Below are 25,934 nucleotides of genomic sequence, written 5' to 3'. Positions count from 1 at the left end.
CTATCGCTTATGTGGATCGATACGCACTGCCATCTCGATGCCGGTGAATTTGCCGGCGAAGAACTTGCCGTCGCCGACGAGGCGGCCGGGCAGGGCGTCGGCATGATCGTGGTGCCGGCGGTGGCGACGTTCAATTTTGCAGCGGTTGCCCGGTTGGCGGCGCAACGCAGTAATTGCGTGTACGCGCTGGGGATACATCCTCTGTATGTACCCAAGGCGCAGGAGAGCGATCTGGACGCCTTGCGCCAGGCGATTGAAGCAGCGCTCGAAGACAAGCGCTTCGTCGCCATCGGCGAGATCGGTCTCGACTTCTTCGTTCCGGAATTGAAGGAAGGCGCGCTGCGCGACAAGCAGGAGCACTTCTACAGCGAGCAGCTCAAGCTGGCGCGCGAGTATTCCCTGCCGGTGCTGCTGCATGTGCGGCGCTCGCAAGACATCATCCTCAAATACCTGCGCCGCATCGCGGTGCCCGGCGGCATCGCGCATGCCTTCAACGGCAGTCATCAGCAGGCGCTGACGTTCATCGAACTGGGTTTCAAGCTGGGCTTCGGCGGCGCCATGACGTTTCCGCGCTCGTTGCAGATTCGCCGGCTTGCCGCCGAGGTTCCATTGGACGCCGTCGTGCTGGAGACCGATGCCCCCGATATTTCTCCGGCCTGGCTGCATCCGGCGCGCAATACGCCGGATCAGATTCCGCGCATCGGCGAGGTGCTGGCCGGGTTGCGCGGGATGAGCGTCGACGAAATCGCACTGGCGACAGCCGCCAATGCGCGTGCGGCGATGCCGCGTCTGGCTGCGGTCTCCGAGGTTTTTTAAGCGATGCGCAGCGCCATTCTCGGTTTTGCCGCAGGAATAGCGTTGTTGCAGATGCAGGCGCAACTGCTTGCTTTCGAATGGCATATGGCCCTGTTGGCAGTGGCGGCGGTGTTGCTGCTGATGGGCTGGCGGCTGGGCAGGAGCGGCCTGGGCGCCGTGCTGCGGATTGCAGTGTTCAATATCGCGGGGATTTGCGTCGGCTTTGCCTGGGGCGGCCTGTACGCCCAGTACTACCTCGATCAGGAGTTGCCGGCGGCCTGGGAGGGGCAGGACGTCACGGTGGTCGGCACGGTCGACAGCCTGCCGTATCGTTTCGAGCGCGGCGTGCGTTTCAACTTCCAGGTCGAAACCATCGCGCCGCAGGTCAACGGGACGCCTCCGGTGCCTTCGCGCCTGGCGTTGTCATGGTACGCAGCAGGGCCGTTTGAGAAGACGAATGCCGCTTCTTCCGCCGCCGTTCCCAACGTGCAGCCGGGCGAGCGCTGGCAGTTCACCATACGCCTGAAACGTCCGCACGGCAGCGCCAATCTCAACGGTTTCGATTATGAAGTCTGGCTGCTGGAGCAGGGCTTGCGCGCGACCGGCACGGTGCGTCCCGATGCGCAGCTGGCCTACAAAAATCATCGCTTGCAAGCCTTCGTCCAGACGCCGGGCAATATCGTCCAGTATTGTCGCGGTTGGCTGCGCGACCGCATTCTGGCGGCCTTGCCCCAACAGAAATACGCCAACGTCATCGTGGCCTTGGTCATCGGCGACCAGCGCGCCATCGAGCAGTCCGACTGGGAGATTTTCAATCGCACCGGCGTCGGCCATCTGGTGGCGATTTCGGGCTTGCACATCACGATGATCGCCGGTTTGTTTGCCGCGTTCGCCAGTTTCTTGTGGCGGCGCTCGTTTTTCACCAGGGCGCAGCTGCCGCTGATCCTGCCCGCGCCCAAAGTCGCCGTGTTGGCCGGTCTGGCTGCCGCATTGATTTACGTCTTGCTGGCCGGTTTCGGCATTCCCGCGCAGCGCACGCTGTACATGCTGGCGGTGGTGGGCATGGCGTTCTGGATGGGGCGGCTGACGCATATCTCTTATGTCATGTGCCTGGCGCTCGGGGTGGTCTTGCTGGCCGATCCCTGGGCCTTGCTGTGGCCCGGCTTCTGGCTGTCGTTCGGCGCGGTGGCGATCATCCTTTATGCCTCGTCGGGACGCGTCGGCAGCGATGCCGCTGCCGAGCCGGTGGTGATGACCGCCATCGAACGGCATCGCAAACCGTCGCGCCCGGTCATGCTGTGGCGGGCGATACGCGCCGGCGCTTACACGCAATATGTGGTGACGCTGGGCTTGCTGCCGCTGACCTTGCTGCTGTTCGGCCAGTACTCGCTGGTGAGCCCGCTGGCCAATGCGATGGCGATTCCCCTGATTACGCTGTTGGTGGCGCCCCTGGCGCTGCTCGGCAGCATCTTGCCGCCGCCCTTGTCTGCCTGGGTCTTGCTGTCGGCGCATGCCATGGTGGAGTGGCTGGTGGGCGTGCTGGGCTGGCTGAGCAGCCAGCCGTTTGCAGTCTGGCAAACGCCGCTGCCGGCGCTGTGGATGTTTTTGCTGGCGCTGGGCGGGACCATGCTGCTGCTGGCGCCGCGCGGCTGGCCGGCGCGCTGGCTGGGATTGTTCGGCTGGCTGCCTCTGCTGTTGAACGCGCCGACCTGGCCGGAAGAGGGCAAGATGCAGGTCACCGCCTTCGACGTCGGGCAGGGCATGGCGCTGCTGGTGGAAACGGCGGAGCACCGGTTGCTTTACGACACCGGCCCGGTTTACTCGCCGGAATCCGACGGCGGCAACCGGGTCATCGTTCCGTATCTCAAATCGCGCGGCATCAACCATCTGGACGTGGTGGTGGTTTCCCATAGCGACAACGATCATTCCGGCGGCGCGCTGTCTGTGCTGAAGGACATTGCCGTCGACCGCGTGTATTCCTCCTTGCCGCCTGCCAGTCCCATCGTGCAAGCCGCGCCGGATCACCGGCGCTGCCTGGCGGGACAGCACTGGCGCTGGGACGGCGCCGAGTTCAGCATGCTGTACCCGGTGCAATCCATCTACGACAGCGACAAATGGAAGCCGAATGCCCGCAGTTGCGTGCTGAAGGTCGCCCTCGGCAAGAACGCCATCCTGCTGCCCGGCGACATCGAGGCGATACAGGAGGACGAGCTCGTCAACAGCGCCGCAGCGGCCAGTCTGCGCGCCACCGTCTTGCTGGCGCCGCATCATGGCAGCGGCACTTCGTCGACGGAAGCCTTCCTGCGCGCGGTCAATCCGGAGGTGGCGCTGTTCCAGGTCGGTTATCGCAACCGCTTCAATCATCCCAAGCCGGAAGTTTTCGAGCGCTATGCCCGCATGGACATTCGCCGCGTGCGCAACGACGAGTCCGGAGCGATTACCGTCTCTTTCGACAAAGGCGTCAGCGTGGCGGAATACCGGCGCGAGCACGCGCGTTACTGGTATGGGCGTTGAGCATTCCGGAGCGTGCTATTTTGGTTGCGAGGCAGGAAGATACTCTAGAATAAATGCTGGTATCTACTAAGCCCCACACATGAACAACCCGATTTTGCATTTTGCCCACGCCAACAGCTACCCGGCGGGAACCTACGGCATGTTTTTCGACCAGTTGCGCGAGCACTACGACGTGCGCGCCTTGCCCATGCATGCGCACAATCCCAAATACCCGGTCGACGATGGCTGGCGCAAGCTGGGCAAGGAACTCGGCGAAGAACTGGCGCAGCGCTATAGCGAACCGGTGATCCTGGTCGGCCACTCCATGGGGGGCATCCTGAGCCTGCTGGCGGGGCGCAAGCGGCCCGATCTGGTGCGTTGCGTGGTGCTGCTGGATTCGCCGATCGTGGCGGGATGGCGCGCCTCGGCGCTGCGTCTGGTCAAACTGCTCAAGATCGAAAGCAAGCGCTCGCCGGCGATGGCGTCCGTCAAGCGCCGCAACGCCTGGCCGGACATGGAGGCGGCCTATCAGCATTACGCCGCCAAGGCCATGTTCGCGGCCTGGCCGGAGCGGGTCTTGCGCGACTATGTCGCTGCCGGCGTGGAGCCGGAGCCGTCCGGCGGCGTCAAGCTGCGCTTCACGCGCGAGACCGAAACTGCTGTCTATCGGACAATTCCGCATCACCTCGGCGCGTTGACGCGGCGTCAATATCCGGTGCCGGTCGGCTTCGTCGGCGGCGCCGACTCGGTGGAGTGCCGCCTGGCCGGACTGGCGGCCACCAAAAAGTTGGTGGGGCCGCATTTCAGGCAGATTCCGGGCGGGCATCTGTTCCCCATGGAGTCCCCCGAAGCGGCCGCCGGCGCCACGCATGAAATGATTCAGGCCTTGCTTTCCGGGAAAGAGAATCACGGGTTTTCCGGCGGGAAATCTGGCGCATCCTGAAAACAGGGGGATCAAAAGCGGGCGGTTTGGGGTATAATTTGAATTTCCCGCACGTGCCGTTCGGCACTTCTTTGTAATGACCAAGTTTGTATTTGTCACTGGCGGCGTCGTGTCTTCCCTGGGTAAAGGGATTGCCGCCGCGTCTCTCGCTGCGATCCTCGAATCGCGCGGCCTCCGAGTCACCCTTCTGAAGCTCGATCCCTACATCAACGTCGATCCGGGAACGATGAGCCCATTCCAGCACGGCGAAGTCTTCGTCACCGACGACGGCGCCGAAACCGACCTGGATCTCGGCCACTACGAGCGTTTCATCACCGCCAAGATGAAGAAGGTGAACAATTTCACCACCGGCCAGATTTATGAGTCCGTGATCCGCAAGGAACGCCGCGGCGAATATCTGGGCAAGACCGTGCAGGTCATCCCGCACATCACCAACGAAATCCAGGACTTCATCCACCGCGGCGCCGAAGGTTTCGACGTGGCATTGGTCGAAATCGGCGGCACCGTCGGCGACATCGAATCGCTGCCGTTCCTCGAAGCAGCGCGTCAGCTGAGCCTGCGTGCCGGCCGCAACGCCGCCGCCTTCGTGCATCTGACGCTGGTGCCTTACCTGGCCTCGGCCGGCGAGCTCAAGACCAAGCCGACCCAGCACAGCGTGCAAAAGCTGCGCGAAATCGGTATTTCGCCGGACGCCTTGCTGTGCCGCGCGGATCGCCGCATTCCCGACGACGAGCGCGACAAGATTTCGCTGTTCTCCAACGTGGTCGCCGACGCCGTGATTTCGGTGTGGGATGCCGATAGCATCTATAAGATTCCGCAGATGTTGCACGACCAGGGATTGGATAACATCATCTGCGAAAAACTGGGCCTGTCGCCCCAGCCGGCGGACCTGACGGTGTGGGACAAGCTGATCCACGCGCAAGAGAATCCTTCGCACGAAGTCACCATCGGCATGGTCGGCAAGTATGTCGATCTGACCGAGTCGTACAAATCGCTGACCGAAGCATTGCGCCACGCCGGCATCCATACCGGCAGCCGCGTCAATATCGAGTACCTGGATTCGGAAGAAATCGAAACCACCGGCACCGCCGGCCTGGCCAAGTACGACGCGATCCTGGTGCCGGGCGGCTTCGGCAAGCGCGGCGTGGAAGGCAAGATCGCCGCAGCGAAGTTTGCACGCGAAAACAAGGTGCCTTACCTCGGCATCTGCCTGGGCATGCAAGTGGCATTGCTGGAATATGCGCGCAACAAGGCCGGTCTGACCAAGGCCAACTCCACCGAGTTCGATCCGGAAACGGAACAACCGGTTGTGGCCCTGATCGACGAGTGGCAAAACCATGACGGCAAGGTCGAAAAGCGCGACGCCAATTCGGATCTGGGCGGCACCATGCGTCTGGGCGCGCAAACCTGCGATGTCAAGCCGGGCACGCTGGCGGCGGAGATTTACGGCAACAAGGTAACGGAGCGTCATCGTCACCGTTACGAAGCGAACAACTTCTACCTGCCGCGCGTGGAAGACGCCGGTCTGATCGTGTCGGCGCGCACGCCGAGCGAAGACCTGTGCGAAATCATGGAGCTGCCGCGTACCGGCGGCGACAATGCGCACCCGTGGTATCTGGGCGTGCAGTATCACCCGGAGTTCAAGTCCACTCCGCGTGATGGCCATCCGCTGTTCATTTCGTACATCAAGGCTGCGCTTGCGCATCATGACGCGACGGCAGCGAATGTCACGAATGTCACGAATGTCACCAAAGGAAAAGCATGAAACTGTGCGGTTTTGACATCGGCCTCGATCAGCCGTTTTTCCTGATCGCCGGCACCTGCGTGATCGAATCGGAACAGATGGCGCTGGATACTGCCGGCACCTTGAAAGAGATCACGACCGAACTGGGCATCCCGTTCATCTACAAGTCGTCCTTCGACAAGGCCAACCGCTCGTCCGGCACTTCGTTCCGCGGCCTCGGCATGGAAAAGGGGCTGGAGATCCTGGCCAAGGTCAAGAAGCAGATCGGCGTGCCGGTGTTGACCGACATCCATGAGATCGACGAAATCAAGCCGGTTTCGGAAGTCGTCGACGTGCTGCAGACGCCGGCCTTCCTGTGCCGCCAGACCGACTTCATCCGCGCCTGCGCGCAGTCGGGGCGTCCGGTCAACATCAAGAAGGGCCAGTTCCTGGCGCCGCACGACATGGTCAACGTGATCGCCAAGGCGCGCGCGGCGGCCAAGGAAGCCGGCCTGCCGGAAGACAACTTCATGGCGTGCGAACGCGGCGTGTCGTTCGGTTATAACAATCTGGTTTCGGACATGCGCAGTCTTGCAATCATGCGCGAAACCGGCGCGCCGGTGGTGTTCGATGCGACCCATTCGGTGCAATTGCCGGGCGGGCAGGGCACGTCGTCCGGCGGCCAGCGCGAATTCGTACCCGTACTCGCCCGCGCGGCGATTGCGGCAGGTATTGCCGGCGTGTTTATGGAAACACATCCGAACCCGGCCGAGGCCAAATCCGATGGCCCCAACGCTGTTCCACTGGCTCGTATCAAGGAGCTGCTGGGCACGATGATCGAACTGGATCGCATCGTGAAGAAGTCGGTCTTCCTGGAAAACGATTTTTCCTGAAGCCGAACGGGCTGCGTGTCTCCTCGGGGTAACCGGCGAGGCGCAAAACCCGGACTTCTCTCTATAAAAATTTGCTAAAACCTTGCTTGATGGAGATGTTTGAATGAGTGCAATCGTTGATATTATCGGCCGTGAAATAATCGACTCGCGCGGCAATCCTACTGTCGAATGCGACGTCCTGCTGGAATCCGGCGTGTTGGGCCGCGCTGCTGTGCCGTCCGGCGCCTCGACCGGTTCGCGCGAAGCGATCGAACTGCGCGACGGCGACAAGAGCCGTTACTTCGGCAAGGGCGTGCTGCAAGCCTGTGAAAATATCAACACCGAGATCTCCGAAGCGATCATGGGCCTGGACGCCAACGAACAGGCTTTCCTGGACCGCACCCTGATCGATCTCGACGGCACCGAAAACAAAGCGCGCCTGGGCGCCAACGCCACGCTGGCCGTGTCGATGGCGGTCGCCAAGGCAGCGGCTGAAGAAGCCGGCCTGCCGCTGTACCGCTATTTCGGCGGCAGCGGTTCGATGCAGATGCCGGTGCCGATGATGAACGTCATCAACGGCGGCGCGCACGCAGACAACAATCTCGATCTGCAGGAATTCATGATCATCCCGGTCGGCGCACCGAGCTTCCGCGAAGCGATTCGCTACGGCGCCGAAGTGTTCCACACCCTGAAGAAGATCCTGCACGCCAAGGGCCTGGCGACTTCGGTCGGCGACGAGGGCGGCTTTGCGCCCAACGTGGCCAGCCACGAAGCAGCCATCCAGTTGATCCTGCAAGCGATCGAAGAAGCCGGCTACGAGCCGGGCACGCAGATCGCCCTGGGCCTGGATTGCGCCGCCAGCGAATACTACAAGGACGGCAACTACCATCTGGCAGGCGAGAACATGGTGCTGACGCCGGCTCAAAAGACCGGCCTGCTGGCATCGTGGTGCGACAAGTACCCGATCATCAGCATCGAAGACGGCATGGCCGAGAACGACTGGGCCGGCTGGAAGCTGCTGACCGAAACCCTGGGCAAGAAGGTGCAACTTGTCGGCGACGATCTGTTCGTCACCAACACGAAAATCCTGAAAGAAGGCATCGACAAGAACATCGCCAACTCGATCCTGATCAAGATCAACCAGATCGGTACGCTGACCGAAACCTTCGCCGCCATCGAAATGGCCAAGCGCGCCGGTTACACCGCCGTGATCTCGCACCGCTCCGGCGAAACCGAAGACTCGACCATCGCCGACATCGCCGTCGGCACCAACGCGCTGCAGATCAAGACCGGTTCGATGTCGCGTTCGGACCGCATGGCCAAGTACAACCAGCTGCTGCGCATCGAGGAAGACCTCGGCGACATCGCCAGCTACCCTGGTCGTTCGGCTTTCTACAATCTGAAGTAAGCAAGATGTCCGGCGGCATTCGTCTGCCGGACAATCACCCGGCATTCTTTCGATGCGCCTGATCATCCTCTGCCTCACAGCACTGCTGGTGCTGATCCAATATCCGCTTTGGCTGGGCAAGGGCGGATGGTTGCGGGTATGGGACCTGGACAAACAAGTCCAGCAGGCGCAAAAGAAGAATGACGAACTCAAGGCGCGCAACGCCAAGCTCGAATCCGAAGTGGAAGACCTGAAGCAGGGCACCGGTTCGGTGGAAGAGCGGGCGCGTTATGAGCTGGGCATGATCAAGCAGAATGAAGTGTTCATCCAGGTATTGGATGGCAATCCTGCCGGCGCCAGGACGCCGCCGGCATCTTCGGTTCCCCCGGCGCGTCCTTCTTCCGCGGCTGCCGGATCGATCGGCATCGTGAAGCCGGTTTCTTCAGCCTCCTCCCCCGTGTCTTCTTCCTCGTCCTCCCGCTAGGAAGGACATCGCTCATGTCTTTCAGCGACAGTCTGCCGTTGCTCGGCTTCGCCGGCTTGGTTACGACGCCGCTGGAACTCATCTCCTTTTTGCTGGCGATCATTACCGTCGCGCTCAACATTCGCCAGAATCATTGGGCCTGGCTGTTCTCGATTTTGTCGTCGGCGCTGTACGGTGTGGTTTTCGTCGACTCGCGCCTGTACGGCGACGCCGGCTTGCAATGCGTGTTCGTCGCGGTGTCGGTGTGGGGCTGGTATCAATGGTTGCGCGGCGGCACCGCGCATCAGCCGTTGCAAGCGTCGCGCCTGGACAAGCGCGGATTGCTGTGGTCCGCGGCGGCATGGCTGGCGGGGTTTGCCGTCTTGTCGGTCTTCCTGCATCGTTTCACCGATACGGACGTGCCGCATATGGACGGCTTCCTGACCGCAGGCAGTCTGGTCGGACAGTTTTTGCTGTCGCGCAAGAAGATCGAAAACTGGCTGGTCTGGATCGCCGTCGACGTGCTGTATGTCGGCCTGTATCTCTACAAACATCTGACGCTGACGGCGGTGTTGTACGGTTTGTTCGTGCTGCTGGCGATCATCGGCTGGCGCGCCTGGCGCCATCCCCGGTCGGTGTAATCAGTCGGCCAGAATCACGCGGTTCTTGCCGGCGTTCTTCGCCTTGTAGAGCGCCACGTCGGCGCGCTTGATCAGATCTGCCTGGTTTTCACCGGCCGCGCGATAGGCGACGCCGGCGCTGAAGGTGATCAGCAAGCGTTGCGTGTTGTGCATGAAGATGCGCTTGGTCAGTTCGCGCTGCACGCGGGTGATGATTTGCATGGCTTCGGCCGGTTCCGTCTCCGGCAGCAGCACCAGGAATTCTTCGCCGCCGAAACGCGCAATGACGTCCAGCTTGCGCAGCGTTTCTTTCACCACATTGACCAGATGGACCAGCACTTCGTCGCCGGTGGCGTGGCCGTGCGTGTCGTTGATGCGCTTGAAATCGTCGAGGTCGAGCAGGGCGATGCACAGCGGCGTATTGCGGCGCTCGGCGTTCAGTACTTCGCGTTCCAGGGACTCATCCATGCCGCGGCGATTGAGGCTGCCGGTCAACTGGTCTTCGCGCACCAACTCGCCCATATGCACCAGTTGCGACTCCAGCGCCTGGATGCGCGCTTCGGCCTTTTGCATTTCCTGGCGCGCATTGATCATCTCGTCGCGCGAGCGCAAGGCTTCGTCCTGGGCTTCCTTGGTGGCGTTCATGATGCCGGTCAGCACCGAGTTCAGGTCGCTGATGTCGGATGCCTGGCTGATCTGCTGCGAAAAACCGGTAATCGTCTTGTGATAGTTGTCGGTCGTCGACACCATCGCGCTCAGGCGGTCAACGAAGGTCAGCATCAGGTTCTTGGCCGTGACTTTTTCTTCGGACAGCGTGTTCTTCAGCAAGCCTTGCTTGTAGATGACTTCCTTGAGCGTCTTGGTGGCGTCGGCCAGCGAGGTCTTGCTGATCGGGCCGGTGATCAGTTCCTGGACGGCGGTGATCTGGCTGCTCAGCCACGAGCCCTTTTCCAGCAGGCCGTGGATGTTTTCCAGCAGCAGCTGGAACAGGCGCATCAACAGTTCCTGCTGTTGGGCGATGTCTTCGGTCTTGAGTTCGATCTGGAAGCTCATCTGCTTGAGGCGGCCGATGACGTCGTTCATGGCCTGTTCGGAGAAGGCCGTTTTCAGATCGTTGCCGATGGTTTTGGATTCGAGCACCAGATCAGGCGCATCCTGCAGCAAGGACGCCAGATTGAAGATCAGTACACGCGCCAAGGCCTCACGCAGCATTTTTTCCTTCTTGCTGTCGCGGATAAACTGGCGCTCCATGTCGATCGGCACCAGTTCGCCGTGCGGCACCAGATTGCGCGACGGAAAGTACTGTTCGACAAAATTGTCCAGCTCTTCGCTGTACTCTTTCCAGTCGTTGCTCTCCATCGAAGCGGACAGTCGCAGGCCCAGTTTGCCGATGTCGCCGGGTTGCTGCGTCAGATGGACGGCAAAGGCGGCGAGTACGGTTTCGGGCTTGATGCCGCTATTGGTGCCGGCGATTTCTTCGTAGGCTTCGCGGTAGGCTTCAGGAGTGGGAGCAACGCGCCGCGTAGCAAGCTGCTGGAACGCTTCGCGCGCGATATCGACTGGACTTTGAGCTGGCTTTTTGGACATGCCTGATGTACGGCTTTTTATTCAAACGGATTGAGAATGGGTCTGCCGGCACTCTGTTGCCGTCTCCGGTTTCTTGTCATTCTTTACACCCGCAAGGAATGGGAGGTGAAGCAGGACAGCGCAGGATTTGAAACCGGAGCAAGACGTCTTCCTGTAACGCATTTTACCGTCAGGCGGTGCACTCGGGGCGGCGCTTTATCCGCTTTTATTCAACTAAGTTGTTTTTCAATGCATAGTGCGTCAACTCTGCATTGTGGCGCAGCTTCATCTTTGCCAGCACGCGCGAGCGGTACATGCTGATGGTTTTGACGGACAGCAATAATTCCGAAGCAATATCGCTGACGGTCTTGCCTGAAGCGATCATGACCATGGTCTGGTATTCGCGGTCCGACAAGGTTTCGTGCAACGGCGTTTCGTGGTCGAAGCCGATCTGGTTGGCAAGTTCTTGCGCCAGCGACGGACTGATGTATTTGCGGCCGGCGGCGGCCTGGCGGATGGCGTTGATCAACTCAGCGGGCGCCGCCTGCTTGCTCAGAAAGCCGGCGGCGCCCGCTTTGAGCGCGCGAATCGCGTACTGGTCTTCGCGGTGGATCGAGAGCATCAGCACGGGCAGCTTCGGCATTTCCTTCTTGATCTGTTTGAGCACGTCGATGCCGGTCCGGTCCGGCAACACGATGTCGAGCAGCAGCACGTCGCAATTGCCGAGGCGGCAAAGCTTGATGGTTTCCAAACCGTTTTCGGCGCTGCCGACCACGACGATATCCTTGGTGCTGCTGCAGATTTGTTTCAGCCCTTCTCGTACGATCGCGTGATCGTCTGCGATGGCAACTTTAATGGCAGCACTGTTTTTTTTCGTCATGGGCTTAAGAAGCGTCTCTCGTCGGACTCAATGTAAGCGCTATTTTATAAGGTTAGCGGGCGATAGGACAGGAAGCGTTATGCGTAGTTTCAGGCCGCTTTGTTCTGCCGGCAGCAGCGCCAGCGATGCGCCAATGGCGGCAGCGCGATGCTGCATGCCGCGGATGCCGGACGACCCGGCCTGGGTGGCCGCATCCGTGACACTTGCGAGACCGATGCCGTCGTCGGTGATTTCCATGACGACCTGGCCGGGTGTATGCATCAGGCTGATGTCTACCTTGTGCGCCTGTGCGTGCCGGCCGGCATTGTGCAGGGCTTCGCGGGCGATGCGATACAGGCTGATCAGTTGAAACGAATCGAGCAGCGCGTCGGGCAGATCCTCATAGGTGAGCATGCGGTAGGGAATACCGGTCTGCTTTGAGCTGGTTCTGGCAAGCCATTCCAGCGCGGCGGTCAGGCCCAGGTCCAGCACGGCGGGGCGCAGGTCGTCGATGATGTCGTGCATGGCGCCGATGGCGTCGTCGACGAGTTGATCGGCAAATTGCAGCCGCTCACGTGCGGAAGCGTCACGCGACGCCGCGCCTTGCCCGAGCTGCGCCACGGCCATCTTGATGGCGGTGAGGCGGCTGCCCAGTTCGTCGTGCAAATCCCTGGCGATACGTTCGCGCTCGGCTTCTTTGATGCGTTCCCCGGCGGAATCGCTCTGACGCCCGGGTACGGTACTGTCGCTCATATCGGCAAGTTCCACGGTGGCGATGAATCAAGCCGAAATCATAAGATAGATATGTCGGGACAGGGCTTCAAGGGCGGTTTAAATGCTGAAAAGTTAATTGCAGGGACGGTTTTTGGAAGTTTTTGGGCGTAGCTCTTCCTTTTTGGGCTAAAGTGGTGCTATAATTTCATTTTTCGCGGCTGTAGCTCAGCTGGATAGAGTACTTGGCTACGAACCAAGGGGTCGTGGGTTCGATTCCTGCCAGCCGCACCAGATATAAAGGGTCCATCGCAAGATGGGCCCTTTTTTCTTTTCAGCGCAGTTTTCCGCTGTTTCCTTGTCTTGACTGGCGCGCCGCGGCGGTTTTGCGCCACGGCGATTTTCCTACCCTTATTCTTCTTTTGTTTTCGTTATCGCAACGGTTCGCGATGCATTCCGCTCGTACCTTTGAGGCGCGGAGCCGAGTGGGTCCCGATGTGACATAAAATGCCGTCAGCAGTAGCGGCCAAAGAGGGCGCTCATCGCCATGGCACCACGGACGGCGATCACAAAACGCAAGGAGACAACCCGCATGATGTATTCATGGATCAAGGCATTTCACATCGCATCGGTCATGACCTGGATCGGCGGGATGCTGATCATGGCGCTGGCGCTTCAAGTGGCGCAGCGCTCCGTGCTTGAGCGATCTTCCGAAGCGCGCCTGTTGCAGGCCGTGCGCCGCTGGGACCAGCGCGTTACTTCGCCGGCGCTGGGGCTGGCGTGGATACTTGGCATCGCGCTGGTGTATTTCGGACAATGGCATGCGGCAGGCTGGCTGATCGTCAAACTGGTTTTCGTGCTGATGCTGTCCGCGCTGCACGGCATGCAGTCCGCCCATTTGCGGCGCCTGGCGGATGCGCCGGAACTGGCGACCTCGGCGCTGTTGAAGAACTCCGGATTGCTGACGCTTGTTGCCGTTGTCGTGATTGCCGTCATGGTCGTGCTCAAGCCGTTTTGACGGCATCATGGACGACGCGCGAAAAAACACTTGCAGCAATCGAAAATCCCTATATAATCTCGCCTCTTACGCGGCTGTAGCTCAGCTGGATAGAGTACTTGGCTACGAACCAAGGGGTCGTGGGTTCGATTCCTGCCAGCCGCACCAGATATAAAGGGTCCATCGCAAGATGGGCCCTTTTTTCTTTTTCAGCACCGTATGATGTGTAGTGCTATATGTAGTGCGGTAGTGCGGTAGTGCGGTAGTGCGCATGCAGCGCCAACAGTGGAGAATCACATGACTTCAGAACACAAACTGCCCTACAAGGGACACGCCATCTTTCCGCAGGTCGTGCTCCGGGAGAATGGCCAATACGCCGCCTGTTTCACGATCAAGGCCGGCTATGACGGCAGCGGCGAAGTCCGTTATGTACGCGAATTGCCGACCACCGAGTTCGCCGAGGAGGATGATGCGCTTGCCTACATCCTCGATTTTTCCGCCGACTGGATCGATCAGAACATGATCTGATTGCCGCATCGCGAAAACGTGACCTGTCGCTTCAGGCAAGCAGGATCACGTCCCGCGACGAAGACAGCTTGAAGGTATTGACCACTTTCACCAGCGAACCGGCCTGATCCAGCAGCGACTGCGCGGCGGCGGTTGCTTCTTCCACCAGCGCGGCATTGTGCTGCGTGACGTCGTCCATCTGCATGATGGCCTGGTTGACCTGTTCGATGCCGGTGCTTTGCTCGGCGCTGGCGTTGCTGATGTCGGCGACGAACCGGCTCAGGGTCTGGATGCTTTCCACCACCTGGCCGATGGTTGTGCCGGCTTCTTCCACCAGTGTCCTGCCTGACACGATCTTGCCGACCGAGTCGTCGATCAATCCCTTGATTTCTTTTGCCGCGCTGGCCGAGCGCTGGGCCAGCGCGCGCACTTCGGTGGCCACCACGGCGAAACCGCGGCCTTGCTCGCCGGCGCGTGCCGCTTCCACCGCTGCATTGAGCGCCAGGATGTTGGTCTGGAAGGCGATGCCGTTGATCACCGAAATGATGTCCACGATCTTGCGCGACGACTCGTTGATGGTCGCCATCGTTCCCACCATCTGATTGACCGCATTGCCGCCGGCGATGGCGACTTGCGATGCCGACGCCGCCAGTTGGTTGGCGTGCCGGGCGGTCTCGGCATTTTTCCTGACCACCGAAGTAAGCTGTTGCATGACCGATGCGGTCTCTTGCAAAGAACCCGCCTGGCGTTCCGTGCGTGAAGACAGGTTGAGGTTGCCGACCGAGATTTCCTTCGACGCGGTGCCGATGGTTTCGGCCGACTGCTTGATGTGATCCACCGAGCGCGCCAGGTTGGCTTGCATGGTCTTCATCGCGTGCATCAGGCTGAAGTCGTCATCGGCGCCAAGCGGAATATGTTCGGTCAGGTCGCCGGCGGCGATGCGGTCGGCGACGTGCACGGCATGCACAGGTTCGCCGCCCAGTTGCCGCAGCAGGCTGCGCGTGAGCAGCATGGCAGCCGCCAATCCGCACAGCAGGGCAACGCCGGTCAGCGTCAGCAAAATCAGCCGGCTGGAGCGATAAGTCGCATCGATGCCGACTGCAACGTCGTTGATGCCTTGCCTTTGCAGATGCAGCAATTTGTCGATGGAAGCCTGGTAGCGCGTGGCGGCGGGCAGGTAATCTTTCTCGAAGGCGTTCTTGGCCTGGAACAGTTTTCCTTCGGCGCGCAGCGCCAGGATGTTACTGCCGGCGGCCTGGTAGGCTTTGCGGCCGGCATCGATGTCGGCGAACAGTTTTTGCTCTTCGGGCGTACGCAGCAAGCCTTGCACCTTGCTTTGCAGGTCGCCGGCCTTTTTTGCCGAATCGTTGACTGCGGCTTCGAAGTAGGTCGCCAGACCGAGGTCGGTGCTGCGTGCAATCGCCGTCGTGCGCGTGATGGAGGTGGCGATGTTCGAATACCAGTCGCTGATCAGGCGCTCCTTGGCCAATGGCATTTGCATCATCGCATTGGTGGCGTCGGCCACCGATTGCAGGCGCCAGATTCCCATTGCAGCCACGACCATCATCAATACCAGCACCACGCCAAAGCCTGCGGCGAAGCGCGTTCCGACTTTCCAGTTTTTCATGCGTCTCTCGTTCGTGTTTTTCGTTCTTGTGCCTGCCTGCGTACATGCTGCGGCAAATTGCTTGCGCGCCGAGGTTGCGGCTATTGGACTGGAGGGGATGCTAGCACCGGCAATCGATCCCGAATAATGAAAAAAAACTGAAAGCCAATATCAAAATCGTTGTTGAAATTTCCATCCAGGCAATATTTTCATGCGTGCACGGGACATGCCGGATCATAAAAAAAGCCCTCGAAAGAGCGCTTTGAAGCAATGAGTACCGCTTTGCAAAATCAGGGATTGAGCACGCGCAGCACCGCGTCATGGATGGCGCCGCCCGTCGCTACGATCGAGGTCGCGCCGATCGGCGTATTGCCTTGCCAGTCGGTGATGCGTCCGCCGGCGCCTTCGATGATGGGAATGAAAGACATGATGTCCCAGATCTTCAGCACCGGATCGAGCATGATGTCGGCGCCGCCGGTGGCCAGCTGAAAATACCCGTGGCAGTCGCCCCAGCCGCGATACAGGCGGGCCTCGCGCGACAGCAGTTCGAAGGCCGGGCCATTGTGATATTTGAAGATGTCCCAGTGATCGGTGGCCAGCAGCATGGCGTCGCCGATGGCGTTGCAACTGCGCATGCCGACCGGCTTGCCGTTGAGCGTGGTGCCGGCGGCGGTGCCGACCAGCAGATGCTCCATCAAAGGACTGTGCAGCGCACCGATGATGGGGCGTCCCCGATAGGTCAATGAAATCAGCGTGCCGAAAATATAGCAGTTGGTGACGAAGGCCTTGGTGCCGTCGATGGGATCGAGGATCCAGCAGTATTCGGCATCCTGCCGGTGAGGGCCGAACTCTTCGCCGATGATGCCGTGGTGCGGATAGCGCGTCATGATCGCGGCGCGCAGCGCCTGTTCCGTTTCGCGGTCGGCGGCGGTGACCGGCGACTGGTCGGATTTCGATTCGACGGCGGCGCCGCTCAGATAGTGGCCGCGAATGATGGCGCCGCTGATCTTGCTCAGCTCGCTGATGAAGCTGCTGAATTCTTGCAGTTGTGCGGCGTCGGCGGATTGGGTGAACAGCGGTGCGGGCGGCAGGACGGACATGGCGGATTCTCCGGAAGTTGCCGACGTCGCGTCAGGGGCGCACGCACTGTGCAACGTAGCGGGAAAAGTGCGCGTAATCCGGCGTGACGTAGTCGGCCTTTTTGGCGAGGTCGTCCCAGCACCGCAGTCGCACTGCATCGGCTGCGTAAGGCAGGGCAATGAAATCCGCCGCCTGTTGCTCGTCGAAGATGCCGCCTTGCAGCTGCAGGCTGCGCACCGAATCGGCCGACAGCGCGGAGAAATACGCCGGGTCGACGGCGCACAGATAGCGCTTGGCGTCGACGTGCAAGCGGATCGGCGCCAGCACGTCTTCATCGAACAGGTTGCGCAAGAAGGGCAGAATACGGTATTGGTGCAAGTCGTCGATGCCGGCCATGGTCGGCGTGTCGCCGTTGTCTTCCAGCATGTGGCCGAGGTCGTGCAGGAAACTGGCGACGATCAGGCTGGGCGGCGCGTCTTCGTCTTCGGCCAGCGCGGCGGTCTGCAGCGCGTGTTCCAGTTGCGTGACCGGTTCGCCGGTGTATTGCGTGTCGCCGTGTTGACGGAACAGGCGGTCGATGTCTTGCAGATTGAGTGCCATAAAAATAATCTCATGTGAGCAATGCGGACGAGCGGAGCCGACGCTATCGTATCAGTACGGGTGCCGGAAAGCGCGAGGCTCGTGCGCAATCATGCAGCGTTTTTGCCTTTGTCGCAGTCGCGACAACGCGGTCAAGCGCCGGGGGAGCATCCTGTATCCGGGCTGGTTGACTACCGTGTAAACCTTCCGCGTCGGATGCGTAAGGCACTTTGGCGAGGAGGGCATGCGCGGCGTCATTGTGGCCTGAATGTCTCCGCATGCAAGAGGCGGGCAAAGATCAAGACTTGTTAATATCCGTAACACTTTGTAAGAGGCGTAGAAGTGGGGCAAGGGCAGGTATATCTTACGAACTCCCCCCTCTAATTCATCCCCTGAATTAGATTTAACCCGCGCCGCAAGGTGCGGGTTTTTTATTGCCTGCGGATTGCGGCGATGCATCCGATCAAGCCCCTGTCTTGTTTTCTTGTCTTCTTGTCTTTCCCCTGCGATGGCATGAGGTGCTTCGTCTCAGATAATGCTATACTTTAATGGTAATCATTATCATCTAACGAGTCGGAGAGAAATCATATGATCGGTATCAAGAAAATCGCAGTCGCCGCCGCCATGTTTGCAGCGATGTCCGCTGCCAGCGCAGCCGAATATCCTATCGGTAAACCGCAGATTCAGGGCGGCATGGAAGTCAGCGCGGTGTACCTGCAGCCGATCAAGATGGAACCGGACGGCATGATGCGCAAAGCCGAAGAATCCGACGTCCACCTGGAAGCCGATATCCGCGCCGTCGCCAAGAATCCGAACGGCTTTGCCGAAGGCGACTGGATGCCTTACCTGAACATCAAGTTCGAACTGACCAAGGCCGGTTCGACCAAGGTCATCAAGGGCGACATGATGCCGATGGTGGCCAGCGACGGTCCTCACTACGGCGACAACGTCAAGCTTGACGGTCCGGGCAAGTACAAGCTGAAACTGACCATCTCTCCGCCATCGGGACACTTCGGTCGCCACGTCGACAAGGAAACCGGTGTCGGCCCATGGTTCAAAACCTTTGAACTGTCGTATGACTTCACTTTCGCCGGCGTCGGCAAAAAGGGCGGTTACTGATCCGCAGTCCCGATCTGAAAGAGGCATGGGCGGGGCACAGTCCTGCTCATGCCATGCTGACCCGGTTCCGGCACTTGCTTCGCGTAAGTGCCGGACCTCGCAACGTAGGAGCAAAGGATGTCTTTGCGTAAAACGCAATTCATGGCCGGTTTGATCGGTCTGGTATGCAGTTTGTTTGCCGCGCGTGTTTTCGCTGCGGATATTCTGACTTTCAAACTTGAAATGCAGGATGGCAAGTTCAATCCTGCGCGCATCGAAGTCCCGGCAGGACAGCGCATCAAGATCGAAATTCACAACATCGGCAAGAGCGCCGCCGAATTCGAAAGCGTCGAGCTGCGCAAGGAAAAAGTCCTGGCGCCGGGCGCACAGTCTTTTGTCGTGATCGCACCGCTGCGTCCCGGCGAGTACAAGTTCTTTGACGACTTCCATCTGAACATGCCGCAAGGCGTGATCGTCGCCAAATAAAGCGTAATTGAAAGGAAAGTAATGGGCCAGGTCCTGTTTATTGTCTGGCGCGAAAGCGTCGAGGCCTTGCTGGTGGTCGGCATCCTGTATGCCTGGCTGAACAATGGCGATGCGGCCGCGCGCCGCGGCTTGCCTTATCTGTGGGGCGGCGTGGCGGCAGGCATCGTGACGGCCGTGGCGCTGGGCGCTGCCTTGCTGGGATTCAGCGAATTGCTGGCGGGCGATGCGCAAACCTACTTCCAGATCGGCATGGTGCTGATCGCCGCGGTGCTGATCGTGCAGATGGTGTTCTGGATGCGCAAGCACGGCCGCACGCTCAAGAAGGACATGGAATCGTCCCTCAAGGAAAGCACGGAAGCGGGCAACTGGTGGGGCGTATTCCTGCTGGTGGCGCTGGCGATCGCACGCGAGGGCAGCGAGACTGCCGTCTTCCTGTACGGCATCGGCATGGGCGAGCAGGACGCCAGCCGTGGCGCGCTGATTTTTGCGGGCGCAGTCGGCTTCGCCCTGGCGTTTCTGACCTTTTATCTGTTGCAACTGGGCGGCAAGATTTTCTCGTGGCGTCGTTTCTTCCAGGTCACGGAAGTCATTCTGCTGCTGCTGGCGGCCGGCCTGCTGCTGACCGGCGTGGAAAAACTGCTCGATTTGCTGCTGGAAAGCTCAGACTGGTTCTCGTCGCTGAACTTCGTTTCCACGCTGACGGCGCCGGTATGGAACACCAGCTGGCTGCTGGACGATTCGAGCACCTTCGGCAGCCTGGTATCGACGCTGACGGGCTATCGCGCGCGTCCTGCGCTCATGAGCGTTGCCATCTATGTCATCTATTGGCTTGTGGTATCCTCCGCGCTTGGAAAATTGAAGAAACCGCAAGTTAACAAGCAAGCTGCATAAGACGATATGAGCACCTGTACGCTTCCCAATACCCGCCTGGCGCGTACGGGTGACTGGATGCGCCGCAACGGCGCATTGATCCGCGGCATCCAGTGGGTTGTCGTACTGGTGTATGCCATCCTCATCCTCGTTCCCATTTTTCTCCCGCTGCCGGACGAAACGGCGCATATCTGGTCCAACCTGACCCTGATTTCGCAGTTCTGTTTCTGGGGCATCTGGTGGCCGTTCGTGCTGGTCAGCATGGTCCTGATGGGCCGCGTCTGGTGCGGCGTGCTCTGTCCGGAAGGCGCATTGACCGAGTTCGCCAGCAAGTTCGGTCGCGGCAAGACGATCCCGCACTGGATGCGCTGGGGCGGCTGGCCCTTCGTCGCTTTTGCGCTGACCACGGTGTATGGCCAGATGGTCAGCGTCTACCAATATCCCAAGGCAGTGCTGCTGGTACTCGGCGGCTCCACGCTGGGGGCGATGATCGTCGGCTATCTGTATGGCCGCGAAAAGCGCGTCTGGTGCAAGTATCTGTGCCCGGTCAACGGCGTGTTCGGCCTGCTGGCCAAGCTGGCGCCGTTTCACTACAAGGTCAACGAAGACGCCTGGCGCGCCTCCTACGACACGCACGGCAAGAAGACCATTGCCATCAATTGCGCGCCGCTGGTGCCGCTGCGCAACATGAAGGGCGCCGCCGACTGCCACATGTGCGGACGCTGCAGCGGTCACCGCGACGCCATCGCCCTGACATGGCGCGCACCGACCGTGGAAATCGTCAAGGTCGGCCGCAAGAACAACAATCTCTGGGAAAGCACGCTGGTGCTGTACGGCTTGTTCGGCATCGCGATCGGCGCCTTCCACTGGAGCGCCAGCCCCTGGTTCATCGAAGCCAAGCAATTCATCGCTACCTGGCTGATCGATCGCGACATCATGTGGCCGTTCGACACCAGCGCGCCGTGGTGGCTGCTGACCAACTATCCGCAACAAAGCGACGTGTTCACCTGGCTGGACGGCGCCATGGTGGTGTCCTACATCATGGCGACGGCCCTGGTGCTCGGTACGGCATTGACGGCCTTGTTCGCGATCAGCAACCTGATCCTGGGCAAATGGGATCGCTCCCGCTTCAACCATCTGGTGCAGTCGGCAATTCCGCTGGCCGGCTGCGGCGTGTTCATCGGTTTGTCGGCAACCACCATCAGCCTGCTGCGCGCCGAACATTGGCCGGTGGACTGGGCCAACGACGTGCGCGCCTCCTTGTTGGCCGTCATGACGCTGTGGAGCGTCTGGCTCGCCTGGAAGGTCATCGGCGAACATTCCAAATCCCTTGCGCAGCGCGTACTGGCCTTGTTGCCGGTCGTCGGTGCACTGGCGCTGGTCAACTATGCCTGGTTGCTGATGTTCTGGATCTGGTAAACAGATTTGACGGTAACGGCGCCATCGCAGTACAAGTAGAAAAATCCTCGTTCCGACAGCGCCAATATTTCCTCTGCCTCCGCTTCGTTTGTCTGCTTGCCAGACTTGCGTCGACAGACAACACCACCGAGTGGCGTAAAATAGCGGGTTTCGTCCGCTAGTCCACCAGGGACGGCAACCAGAACAACTCCGCAGATATTCCTATGGCCCGCCCTCGCTTTTTGCCCGACAACCTGACGCTCATGCTCCTGGCCGTCGTGATCACCGCCAGCTTTTTTCCTTGTACGGGTTCGGTCGCAGTCGGTTTCGACTGGCTGACGACCTTCATGATCGGCCTGCTGTTCTTCATGCATGGCGCCAAATTGTCACGCCAGGCAGTGGTGGCCGGCATGGTGCACTGGCGTTTGCATGTGACGGTGCTGCTGTGCACGTTCGCGGTGTTTCCTCTGCTGGGCCTGATCCTGAAGCCGGCGCTGTTGCTGGTGATCACGCCCGACCTGTATCTGGGCATCCTGTTCCTGTGCGTGCTGCCGTCCACGGTGCAGTCGTCGATCGCTTTCACCTCGGTCGCGCGCGGCAACGTGCCGGCCGCGATCTGCAGCGCTTCGGCTTCCAATTTGCTCGGCATCTTCCTGACGCCGCTGATGGTCAGCGTGATCGTGGTGGCGCACAACGCCCAGCATTCCTCGCTCGATTCCATCCTGAAGATCGTCTATCAGCTGCTGCTGCCTTTCCTGGCGGGACAGATCGCGCGTCCATGGATCGGCGCCTGGATGGACAAGAACAAGTCCTGGCTGCGCTGGGTGGATCAGAGCTCGGTGCTGCTGGTGGTGTATGTGGCCTTCAGCGAAGCCGTCAATCAAGGCTTGTGGCGCCAGGTGCCGGCGACGATGCTGATCAGTCTGATCGCGATCAGCGCCTTGCTGCTGGCGGTCATCATGGCGCTGACGACGTTCGGCAGTCGTCGCATGGGCTTCAACAAGGAAGACGAAATCACCATCGTCTTCTGCGGTTCGAAAAAAAGCCTCGCCAGCGGCGTGCCGATGGCCAAGGTGTTGTTCGCCAGCCAGACCGTCGGCATGGTGTTGCTGCCGCTGATGCTGTTTCACCAGATTCAGCTGATGGTGTGCGCTTTCATGGCGCAGCGCTATCGCAACCGGCCGGAAGAGGGCGAAGCAAGCGTTCCGGTCGGTCAGGCGAAATAACCGTCAGTCAAAAAAAGAGGAAGCCCGCAATGCGGGCTTTTTTATTGCCGCATGATCGGATGGCAACGCCAATGTTCCCCAAAATAACGGCGCTGGATTAAGCTTAGGGCCTGTTCACATTAAATCTGCGAGTGCGAACGCGCGGCAGGCGTTGACTGCCTAGGCGCAGCAACGCATCTCGCAGATTTAATGTGAACAGGCCCTAGGCTGCATGCGCTCAACAACGTGACAGAACTTGTCATGGGAATCCAGGCAACTTGGGATGCATAAGTTGCTGTCGCTTACCTCAGCAGGAGATTTCGGATGGATCTGGTCATACGCAATGCAACGCTGCCTGACGGCCGCCAACACGTGAACATCGGCATCGAGTCCGGACGCATCGCCGCCATCGGCGTCGCTCTCGACCTAACAGCGGAGCAGGAAATCGACGCCGGCGGCGATCTCGTGACGCCGCCATTCGTCGACGCCCACTTCCACATGGACGCCACGCTGAGCTACGGCCTGCCGCGCGTGAACGCCTCCGGCACGCTGCTCGAAGGCATCGCCCTGTGGGGCGAGCTGAAGCCGGTCTTGACGCAGGAGGCGCTGGTCGAGCGCGCCTTGCAGTATTGCGATTGGGCCGTGGGGCGCGGATTGCTGGCGATCCGTTCGCACGTCGATATTTGCGATGACCGTTTGCTGGCGGTGGAAGCCTTGCTGCATGTCCGCGAAAAGGTCGCTCCCTATCTCGATCTGCAATTGGTGGCGTTCCCGCAAGATGGCTTGCTGCGCAGTCCGACGGCGTTCGCCAATCTGAAGCGCGCCATCGGCATGGGCGTCGACGTGGTCGGCGGCATTCCGCATTTCGAGCGCACCATGGCCGATGGCGCGGAGTCGGTCCGGTTGCTGTGCGAATTCGCGGCGGAAAAAGGTTTGTATGTCGATATGCACTGCGATGAATCGGACGACCCGCTGTCGCGCCATATCGAGACCCTGGCTTACCACGCGCAACGGCTTGGCATGCAGGGCAGGGTGGCCGGTTCGCACCTGACCTCGATGCATTCCATGGACAACTACTACGTCAGCAAATTATTACCGTTGATTCGGGAAGCGGGCGTTGCGGCCATCTCCAATCCGCTCATCAACATCACCTTGCAGGGGCGTCACGACACCTATCCGAAACGTCGCGGCATGACGCGCGTGCCGGAGATGCTGGCCGCCGGCATCGATGTCGCCTTCGGCCATGATTGCGTCATGGATCCGTGGTACAGCCTCGGATCGGGAGACATGCTCGAAGTGGCGCACATGGGTTTGCACGTGGCGCAGATGACGGGGCAGCAGGCGATGCGCGACTGCTTCCGGGCCGTGACCGAAACGCCGGCGCGCATCCTCGGTCTGGAAGGATATGGATTGCAGGTCGGTTGTCACGCCGATCTGGTGCTGCTCGACGCTGCCGATCCGGTCGAGGCGATTCGCCTGCGCGCGGCGCGCAGGTTCGTGATTCGTCGCGGCAAGGTCGTCAGCCAGGCGCCGGCGTCACAGGCCCGCCTGAGTTTGCCGGGACGGCCCGATATCGTCGATTTCAAGCTGCGTTACCAGAATCGCTGACGGTTGCGACGCGCCATTGCCGTTCTGACCGAAAGCCGCAGGAGGCGACAATCTATCGCAGGGCGCTCTCCACATACTGTCCGATGCGCTCAATCGGCTCGTGCAGGCGGTTCAGGTTGCGGCCATGCACCAGCCATGCTTCCGCTTCCGGTTTGAAGTCCGTCAGCGACAGCTCATCGAGCTGTCCCTCAAAAGTGCTGTTCATGTAAAGAGGGCGCGGCAACAAGCCGAGTCCGACACCTTTCGCCGCGCTCTGCAATTGCAGGTCCTTGCCGAAGGTGTCGAGCCGCACGTGCAGCGGCAGCCCCTGACCCGCGAGCGCGCGCTGCAGGCCGGCGCGAAAGCCGCAGCCGTCGGGGTTGAGCACCCAGCCTGTCTCTGCGCAATCGGCCAGCGCATAGCGCTTGCGCGGCCACGCACCTTGGCGGCCGAGGATCGCCACGCGGCTGCGATGGAGCAGCTTGGCCTCGACATTGCCGGGCATGCTCCGGCCTCTTCCTTGCAACACGACGGCGGCATCCAGTTCGCCGCGTTCGACGCGTTCAATCAACGCCGCACCCCAGCCGGTACTGACCTGAGGCCGGAGATCCGGCCATTCCTGCTGCAATTGTCCCATCAGAGAATCGAGCACCAGCTCGCCGATGCTTTGCGTGACGCCCAGGCGCAGATTGCCGTTCAGCGGTAAATTTGCGGCGGCCATTTCGCACAGGATGTCGACTTCGCGCAGCACGCTGCGGCATTGCTGCGCCAGTCGCAAACCGGTCGCGGTAGGCCGCAGGGGTTTGCTCTGGCGATCGAACAGGGCAACGCCGAGCGTGGTTTCCAGTCCTTGCACGCGCCTGCTCAGCAGCGGTTGCGCGATCCCCAGTTCCTGTGCTGCGCGGCTGATCGACTGGTGCCTGACGACAGCCGCGAAAGCTTCCAGATCATCTGTTTTCATTGCCAAACTTGTTTTGTCGGTGGTGAGGAAGGAGAGCTTGCCTCTTTGCCGGAGTTTTTTCAAATATGTTTAATAGATATATTAGATCAAAATGATTATTTAGTTTTTGCATGATGTTTGATTACGATTCCTTACGTCGCGGCAGTTGGCCGCGCATGAAACGTGAAGGAATACCGGATGTCCGAAGTCGTCAATCGTCTTGCCATTGCGCGCCTGGCTGCCACCGCAGCCAACCCGTCGGCGGTCGTCGCGCGTACGCCGCGGGCCCTTGGCGAGCGAGGATTTCTGATTCTCTCCTGGCTCGCCCCGCTGGTGTTGCTGCTGGCATGGGAAGGCTTTGCGCGGCTGGGAACGCTGTCGCCGCAAGTATTGCCGGCACCGAGCAAAGTGCTGGCCACGGCCTGGAGCCTGATACAGGAAGGACGTTTGCTGAGCGATCTCGGTTCGAGCTTGCTGCGCGCCGTCGCCGGCTTCGCCATCGGCGGCGTCGTCGGTTTTATCCTGGGCACGCTGGTCGGCTTTTCCCGGCTGGCGGAAGCCTTGCTCGACCGCAGCGTACAGATGGTGCGCGCGGTGCCGTTCCTCGCGGCATTGCCGCTGGTGATCGTGTGGTTCGGCGTCGACGAAGGCGGCAAGGTCTTTCTGGTGTCGCTGGGCGTGATGTTTCCGATTTATATCAACACCGTGCTGGGGATACGCCAGATCGATCCCAAGCTGATCGAGCTCGGACGCGTCACGGGACTGTCGAACTGGATCTTGATCCGCCGCATCATTTTGCCGGGGGCCTTGCCGTCCATCCTGGCCGGCGTGCGTTATGCGCTGGCCGTGGCGTGGCTGGCGCTGGTGATCGCCGAGACGATCGCCACCAATTCCGGCATCGGTTCGCTGGCCATGGACGCCCGCGAGTTCCTGCGCACCGACGTCATCGTACTGACCATCGTGATCTATGCCGGCATCGGCGTCGTATCGGACGCGATTGCCCGCGCGCTGGAGCGGCGCCTTCTGGCTTGGCATCCCAACTATGCAAGAAGGAGCGCGTGATGCCTCAGTACGATACCCATCTTCATCCATCCCGCGAGGAAAACAAGGAAGGCGCTTTGGCCGTCGGCGTTCACGGCTTTTGCCGCC

The 25,934-nt window shown here is 60.5% G+C and carries 24 protein-coding genes, 2 tRNA genes and 1 pseudogene; 20 read left to right on the top strand and 7 right to left on the bottom strand.

Translation table 11 applies throughout. The features are described from left to right. Positions 1-9: 9 nt before the first annotated feature. The 8 genes from PMI16_RS10090 (at position 10) to pnuC (ending at position 9,317) form a co-directional block, all read left to right on the top strand. Positions 10-816, top strand: coding sequence for a TatD family hydrolase (locus PMI16_RS10090; RefSeq protein WP_007879121.1), 807 nt, complete (start codon positions 10-12; stop codon positions 814-816). Positions 817-819: 3 nt separating this feature from the next. Further along, positions 820-3,309: a DNA internalization-related competence protein ComEC/Rec2 gene (locus tag PMI16_RS10085; protein WP_007879120.1), complete on the top strand. Its 2,490-nt coding sequence runs from the start codon at positions 820-822 to the stop codon at positions 3,307-3,309. Between the two features lie 79 nt (positions 3,310-3,388). Continuing rightward, a complete protein-coding gene (locus PMI16_RS10080) occupies positions 3,389-4,231 on the top strand; it encodes an alpha/beta fold hydrolase (RefSeq protein ID WP_007879119.1) in 843 nt (280 codons plus the stop codon). A gap of 76 nt (positions 4,232-4,307) precedes the next feature. Continuing rightward, positions 4,308-5,996: a CTP synthase gene (locus PMI16_RS10075; protein WP_007879118.1), complete on the top strand. Its 1,689-nt coding sequence runs from the start codon at positions 4,308-4,310 to the stop codon at positions 5,994-5,996. Beyond that, the gene (gene kdsA, locus PMI16_RS10070; protein WP_007879117.1) at positions 5,993-6,847 is read left to right on the top strand and encodes a 3-deoxy-8-phosphooctulonate synthase; all 855 of its coding nucleotides are present in this window, start codon (positions 5,993-5,995) and stop codon (positions 6,845-6,847) included. Before PMI16_RS10075 ends, kdsA begins: the two co-directional genes overlap by 4 nt. A gap of 103 nt (positions 6,848-6,950) precedes the next feature. Further along, positions 6,951-8,234 carry a phosphopyruvate hydratase gene (gene eno / locus PMI16_RS10065; RefSeq protein WP_007879116.1) on the top strand — a complete coding sequence of 428 codons (1,284 nt, stop codon included), beginning with the start codon at positions 6,951-6,953 and terminating at the stop codon, positions 8,232-8,234. Positions 8,235-8,286: 52 nt separating this feature from the next. After that, the gene (gene ftsB / locus PMI16_RS10060; RefSeq protein ID WP_007879113.1) at positions 8,287-8,697 is read left to right on the top strand and encodes a cell division protein FtsB; all 411 of its coding nucleotides are present in this window, start codon (positions 8,287-8,289) and stop codon (positions 8,695-8,697) included. A gap of 14 nt (positions 8,698-8,711) precedes the next feature. After that, complete coding sequence (pnuC, locus tag PMI16_RS10055; protein WP_007879111.1) at positions 8,712-9,317, top strand: nicotinamide riboside transporter PnuC; 606 nt, start codon at positions 8,712-8,714, stop codon at positions 9,315-9,317. On the opposite strand, the gene PMI16_RS10050 is transcribed toward pnuC, so the two are convergent. From PMI16_RS10050 to PMI16_RS10040, 3 genes are all read right to left on the bottom strand, one after another. Next, complete coding sequence (locus PMI16_RS10050) at positions 9,318-10,883, bottom strand: GGDEF domain-containing protein (RefSeq protein WP_007879109.1); 1,566 nt, start codon at positions 10,881-10,883, stop codon at positions 9,318-9,320. A 205-nt stretch (positions 10,884-11,088) separates the two neighbouring features. Next, complete coding sequence (locus PMI16_RS10045; protein WP_007879107.1) at positions 11,089-11,742, bottom strand: response regulator; 654 nt, start codon at positions 11,740-11,742, stop codon at positions 11,089-11,091. A gap of 39 nt (positions 11,743-11,781) precedes the next feature. After that, complete coding sequence (locus tag PMI16_RS10040) at positions 11,782-12,474, bottom strand: sensor histidine kinase (protein WP_007879105.1); 693 nt, start codon at positions 12,472-12,474, stop codon at positions 11,782-11,784. Positions 12,475-12,649: 175 nt separating this feature from the next. Here PMI16_RS10040 and PMI16_RS10035 point away from each other — a divergent pair. The 4 genes from PMI16_RS10035 to PMI16_RS10020 all read left to right on the top strand — a co-directional run bounded on the left by PMI16_RS10035 (position 12,650) and on the right by PMI16_RS10020 (position 13,957). Then, positions 12,650-12,726: transfer RNA gene (locus tag PMI16_RS10035), tRNA-Arg, on the top strand. A 298-nt stretch (positions 12,727-13,024) separates the two neighbouring features. After that, the gene (locus PMI16_RS10030; protein WP_007879104.1) at positions 13,025-13,450 is read left to right on the top strand and encodes a CopD family protein; all 426 of its coding nucleotides are present in this window, start codon (positions 13,025-13,027) and stop codon (positions 13,448-13,450) included. 70 nt (positions 13,451-13,520) lie between these two features. Further along, positions 13,521-13,597: transfer RNA gene (locus PMI16_RS10025), tRNA-Arg, on the top strand. A 129-nt stretch (positions 13,598-13,726) separates the two neighbouring features. After that, complete coding sequence (locus PMI16_RS10020) at positions 13,727-13,957, top strand: hypothetical protein (RefSeq protein WP_007879103.1); 231 nt, start codon at positions 13,727-13,729, stop codon at positions 13,955-13,957. A 31-nt stretch (positions 13,958-13,988) separates the two neighbouring features. On the opposite strand, the gene PMI16_RS26670 is transcribed toward PMI16_RS10020, so the two are convergent. The 3 genes from PMI16_RS26670 to PMI16_RS10005 all read right to left on the bottom strand — a co-directional run bounded on the left by PMI16_RS26670 (position 13,989) and on the right by PMI16_RS10005 (position 17,222). Further along, positions 13,989-15,563, bottom strand: a complete 1,575-nt coding sequence (locus PMI16_RS26670) for a methyl-accepting chemotaxis protein (RefSeq protein ID WP_007879102.1) — start codon at positions 15,561-15,563, stop codon at positions 13,989-13,991. 269 nt (positions 15,564-15,832) lie between these two features. Beyond that, the gene (locus PMI16_RS10010) at positions 15,833-16,642 is read right to left on the bottom strand and encodes an inositol monophosphatase family protein (RefSeq protein WP_007879101.1); all 810 of its coding nucleotides are present in this window, start codon (positions 16,640-16,642) and stop codon (positions 15,833-15,835) included. 31 nt (positions 16,643-16,673) lie between these two features. Further along, on the bottom strand, positions 16,674-17,222 hold the full coding sequence (locus tag PMI16_RS10005) for a phosphonate degradation HD-domain oxygenase (protein WP_007879100.1): 549 nt from the start codon (positions 17,220-17,222) through the stop codon (positions 16,674-16,676). Positions 17,223-17,352: 130 nt separating this feature from the next. Between PMI16_RS10005 and PMI16_RS26760 the strand changes: the two are divergent. The 7 genes and pseudogenes from PMI16_RS26760 to PMI16_RS09975 all read left to right on the top strand — a co-directional run. After that, a pseudogene (locus PMI16_RS26760) lies at positions 17,353-17,469 on the top strand (2-aminoethylphosphonate--pyruvate transaminase); the annotation flags it as partial. Between the two features lie 320 nt (positions 17,470-17,789). After that, positions 17,790-18,320 carry an iron transporter gene (locus PMI16_RS10000; RefSeq protein ID WP_007879099.1) on the top strand — a complete coding sequence of 177 codons (531 nt, stop codon included), beginning with the start codon at positions 17,790-17,792 and terminating at the stop codon, positions 18,318-18,320. 141 nt (positions 18,321-18,461) lie between these two features. Next, a complete protein-coding gene (locus PMI16_RS09995; protein WP_051994626.1) occupies positions 18,462-18,785 on the top strand; it encodes a cupredoxin domain-containing protein in 324 nt (107 codons plus the stop codon). Between the two features lie 21 nt (positions 18,786-18,806). Continuing rightward, a complete protein-coding gene (locus PMI16_RS09990) occupies positions 18,807-19,676 on the top strand; it encodes an FTR1 family iron permease (protein ID WP_007879097.1) in 870 nt (289 codons plus the stop codon). Between the two features lie 57 nt (positions 19,677-19,733). Next, positions 19,734-21,074 (top strand): 4Fe-4S binding protein, encoded by a 1,341-nt coding sequence (locus tag PMI16_RS09985; protein WP_034379894.1) that lies wholly within the window; start codon positions 19,734-19,736, stop codon positions 21,072-21,074. 203 nt (positions 21,075-21,277) lie between these two features. Further along, complete coding sequence (locus tag PMI16_RS09980) at positions 21,278-22,279, top strand: bile acid:sodium symporter family protein (protein ID WP_007879095.1); 1,002 nt, start codon at positions 21,278-21,280, stop codon at positions 22,277-22,279. Positions 22,280-22,582: 303 nt separating this feature from the next. After that, positions 22,583-23,866, top strand: a complete 1,284-nt coding sequence (locus PMI16_RS09975) for an amidohydrolase family protein (RefSeq protein WP_007879094.1) — start codon at positions 22,583-22,585, stop codon at positions 23,864-23,866. A 52-nt stretch (positions 23,867-23,918) separates the two neighbouring features. Here PMI16_RS09975 and PMI16_RS09970 read toward each other — a convergent pair whose 3' ends face one another. After that, a complete protein-coding gene (locus tag PMI16_RS09970; protein WP_007879093.1) occupies positions 23,919-24,806 on the bottom strand; it encodes a LysR family transcriptional regulator in 888 nt (295 codons plus the stop codon). Between the two features lie 177 nt (positions 24,807-24,983). Between PMI16_RS09970 and PMI16_RS09965 the strand changes: the two genes are divergently transcribed. Further along, the gene (locus PMI16_RS09965) at positions 24,984-25,847 is read left to right on the top strand and encodes an ABC transporter permease subunit (protein ID WP_007879091.1); all 864 of its coding nucleotides are present in this window, start codon (positions 24,984-24,986) and stop codon (positions 25,845-25,847) included. Positions 25,848-25,934 lie beyond the last annotated feature (87 nt).

The organism is Herbaspirillum sp. CF444 (assembly GCF_000282135.1).
Classification (GTDB): domain Bacteria; phylum Pseudomonadota; class Gammaproteobacteria; order Burkholderiales; family Burkholderiaceae_D; genus Herbaspirillum.
The sequence above is the reverse complement of the archived record's forward strand: the minus strand, read 5'-3'. Positions and strand labels throughout refer to the sequence as shown.

Coding starts and splice junctions, on each gene's coding strand:
- PMI16_RS10075 (WP_007879118.1), top strand. CDS start 4,308: ATGACCAAGTTTGTATTTGTCACTGGCGGCGTCGTGTCTTCCCTGGGT.
- PMI16_RS09995 (WP_051994626.1), top strand. CDS start 18,462: ATGGCCGGTTTGATCGGTCTGGTATGCAGTTTGTTTGCCGCGCGTGTT.
- PMI16_RS10080 (WP_007879119.1), top strand. CDS start 3,389: ATGAACAACCCGATTTTGCATTTTGCCCACGCCAACAGCTACCCGGCG.
- PMI16_RS09990 (WP_007879097.1), top strand. CDS start 18,807: ATGGGCCAGGTCCTGTTTATTGTCTGGCGCGAAAGCGTCGAGGCCTTG.
- PMI16_RS26670 (WP_007879102.1), bottom strand. CDS start 15,563: ATGAAAAACTGGAAAGTCGGAACGCGCTTCGCCGCAGGCTTTGGCGTG.
- PMI16_RS10045 (WP_007879107.1), bottom strand. CDS start 11,742: ATGACGAAAAAAAACAGTGCTGCCATTAAAGTTGCCATCGCAGACGAT.
- PMI16_RS10000 (WP_007879099.1), top strand. CDS start 17,790: ATGATCGGTATCAAGAAAATCGCAGTCGCCGCCGCCATGTTTGCAGCG.
- PMI16_RS09975 (WP_007879094.1), top strand. CDS start 22,583: ATGGATCTGGTCATACGCAATGCAACGCTGCCTGACGGCCGCCAACAC.
- PMI16_RS10020 (WP_007879103.1), top strand. CDS start 13,727: ATGACTTCAGAACACAAACTGCCCTACAAGGGACACGCCATCTTTCCG.
- PMI16_RS10005 (WP_007879100.1), bottom strand. CDS start 17,222: ATGGCACTCAATCTGCAAGACATCGACCGCCTGTTCCGTCAACACGGC.
- PMI16_RS10040 (WP_007879105.1), bottom strand. CDS start 12,474: ATGAGCGACAGTACCGTACCCGGGCGTCAGAGCGATTCCGCCGGGGAA.
- ftsB (WP_007879113.1), top strand. CDS start 8,287: ATGCGCCTGATCATCCTCTGCCTCACAGCACTGCTGGTGCTGATCCAA.
- PMI16_RS10050 (WP_007879109.1), bottom strand. CDS start 10,883: ATGTCCAAAAAGCCAGCTCAAAGTCCAGTCGATATCGCGCGCGAAGCG.
- eno (WP_007879116.1), top strand. CDS start 6,951: ATGAGTGCAATCGTTGATATTATCGGCCGTGAAATAATCGACTCGCGC.
- PMI16_RS09965 (WP_007879091.1), top strand. CDS start 24,984: ATGTCCGAAGTCGTCAATCGTCTTGCCATTGCGCGCCTGGCTGCCACC.
- PMI16_RS10030 (WP_007879104.1), top strand. CDS start 13,025: ATGATGTATTCATGGATCAAGGCATTTCACATCGCATCGGTCATGACC.
- pnuC (WP_007879111.1), top strand. CDS start 8,712: ATGTCTTTCAGCGACAGTCTGCCGTTGCTCGGCTTCGCCGGCTTGGTT.
- PMI16_RS10085 (WP_007879120.1), top strand. CDS start 820: ATGCGCAGCGCCATTCTCGGTTTTGCCGCAGGAATAGCGTTGTTGCAG.
- PMI16_RS09980 (WP_007879095.1), top strand. CDS start 21,278: ATGGCCCGCCCTCGCTTTTTGCCCGACAACCTGACGCTCATGCTCCTG.
- kdsA (WP_007879117.1), top strand. CDS start 5,993: ATGAAACTGTGCGGTTTTGACATCGGCCTCGATCAGCCGTTTTTCCTG.
- PMI16_RS09970 (WP_007879093.1), bottom strand. CDS start 24,806: ATGAAAACAGATGATCTGGAAGCTTTCGCGGCTGTCGTCAGGCACCAG.
- PMI16_RS10090 (WP_007879121.1), top strand. CDS start 10: ATGTGGATCGATACGCACTGCCATCTCGATGCCGGTGAATTTGCCGGC.
- PMI16_RS09985 (WP_034379894.1), top strand. CDS start 19,734: ATGCGCCGCAACGGCGCATTGATCCGCGGCATCCAGTGGGTTGTCGTA.
- PMI16_RS10010 (WP_007879101.1), bottom strand. CDS start 16,642: ATGTCCGTCCTGCCGCCCGCACCGCTGTTCACCCAATCCGCCGACGCC.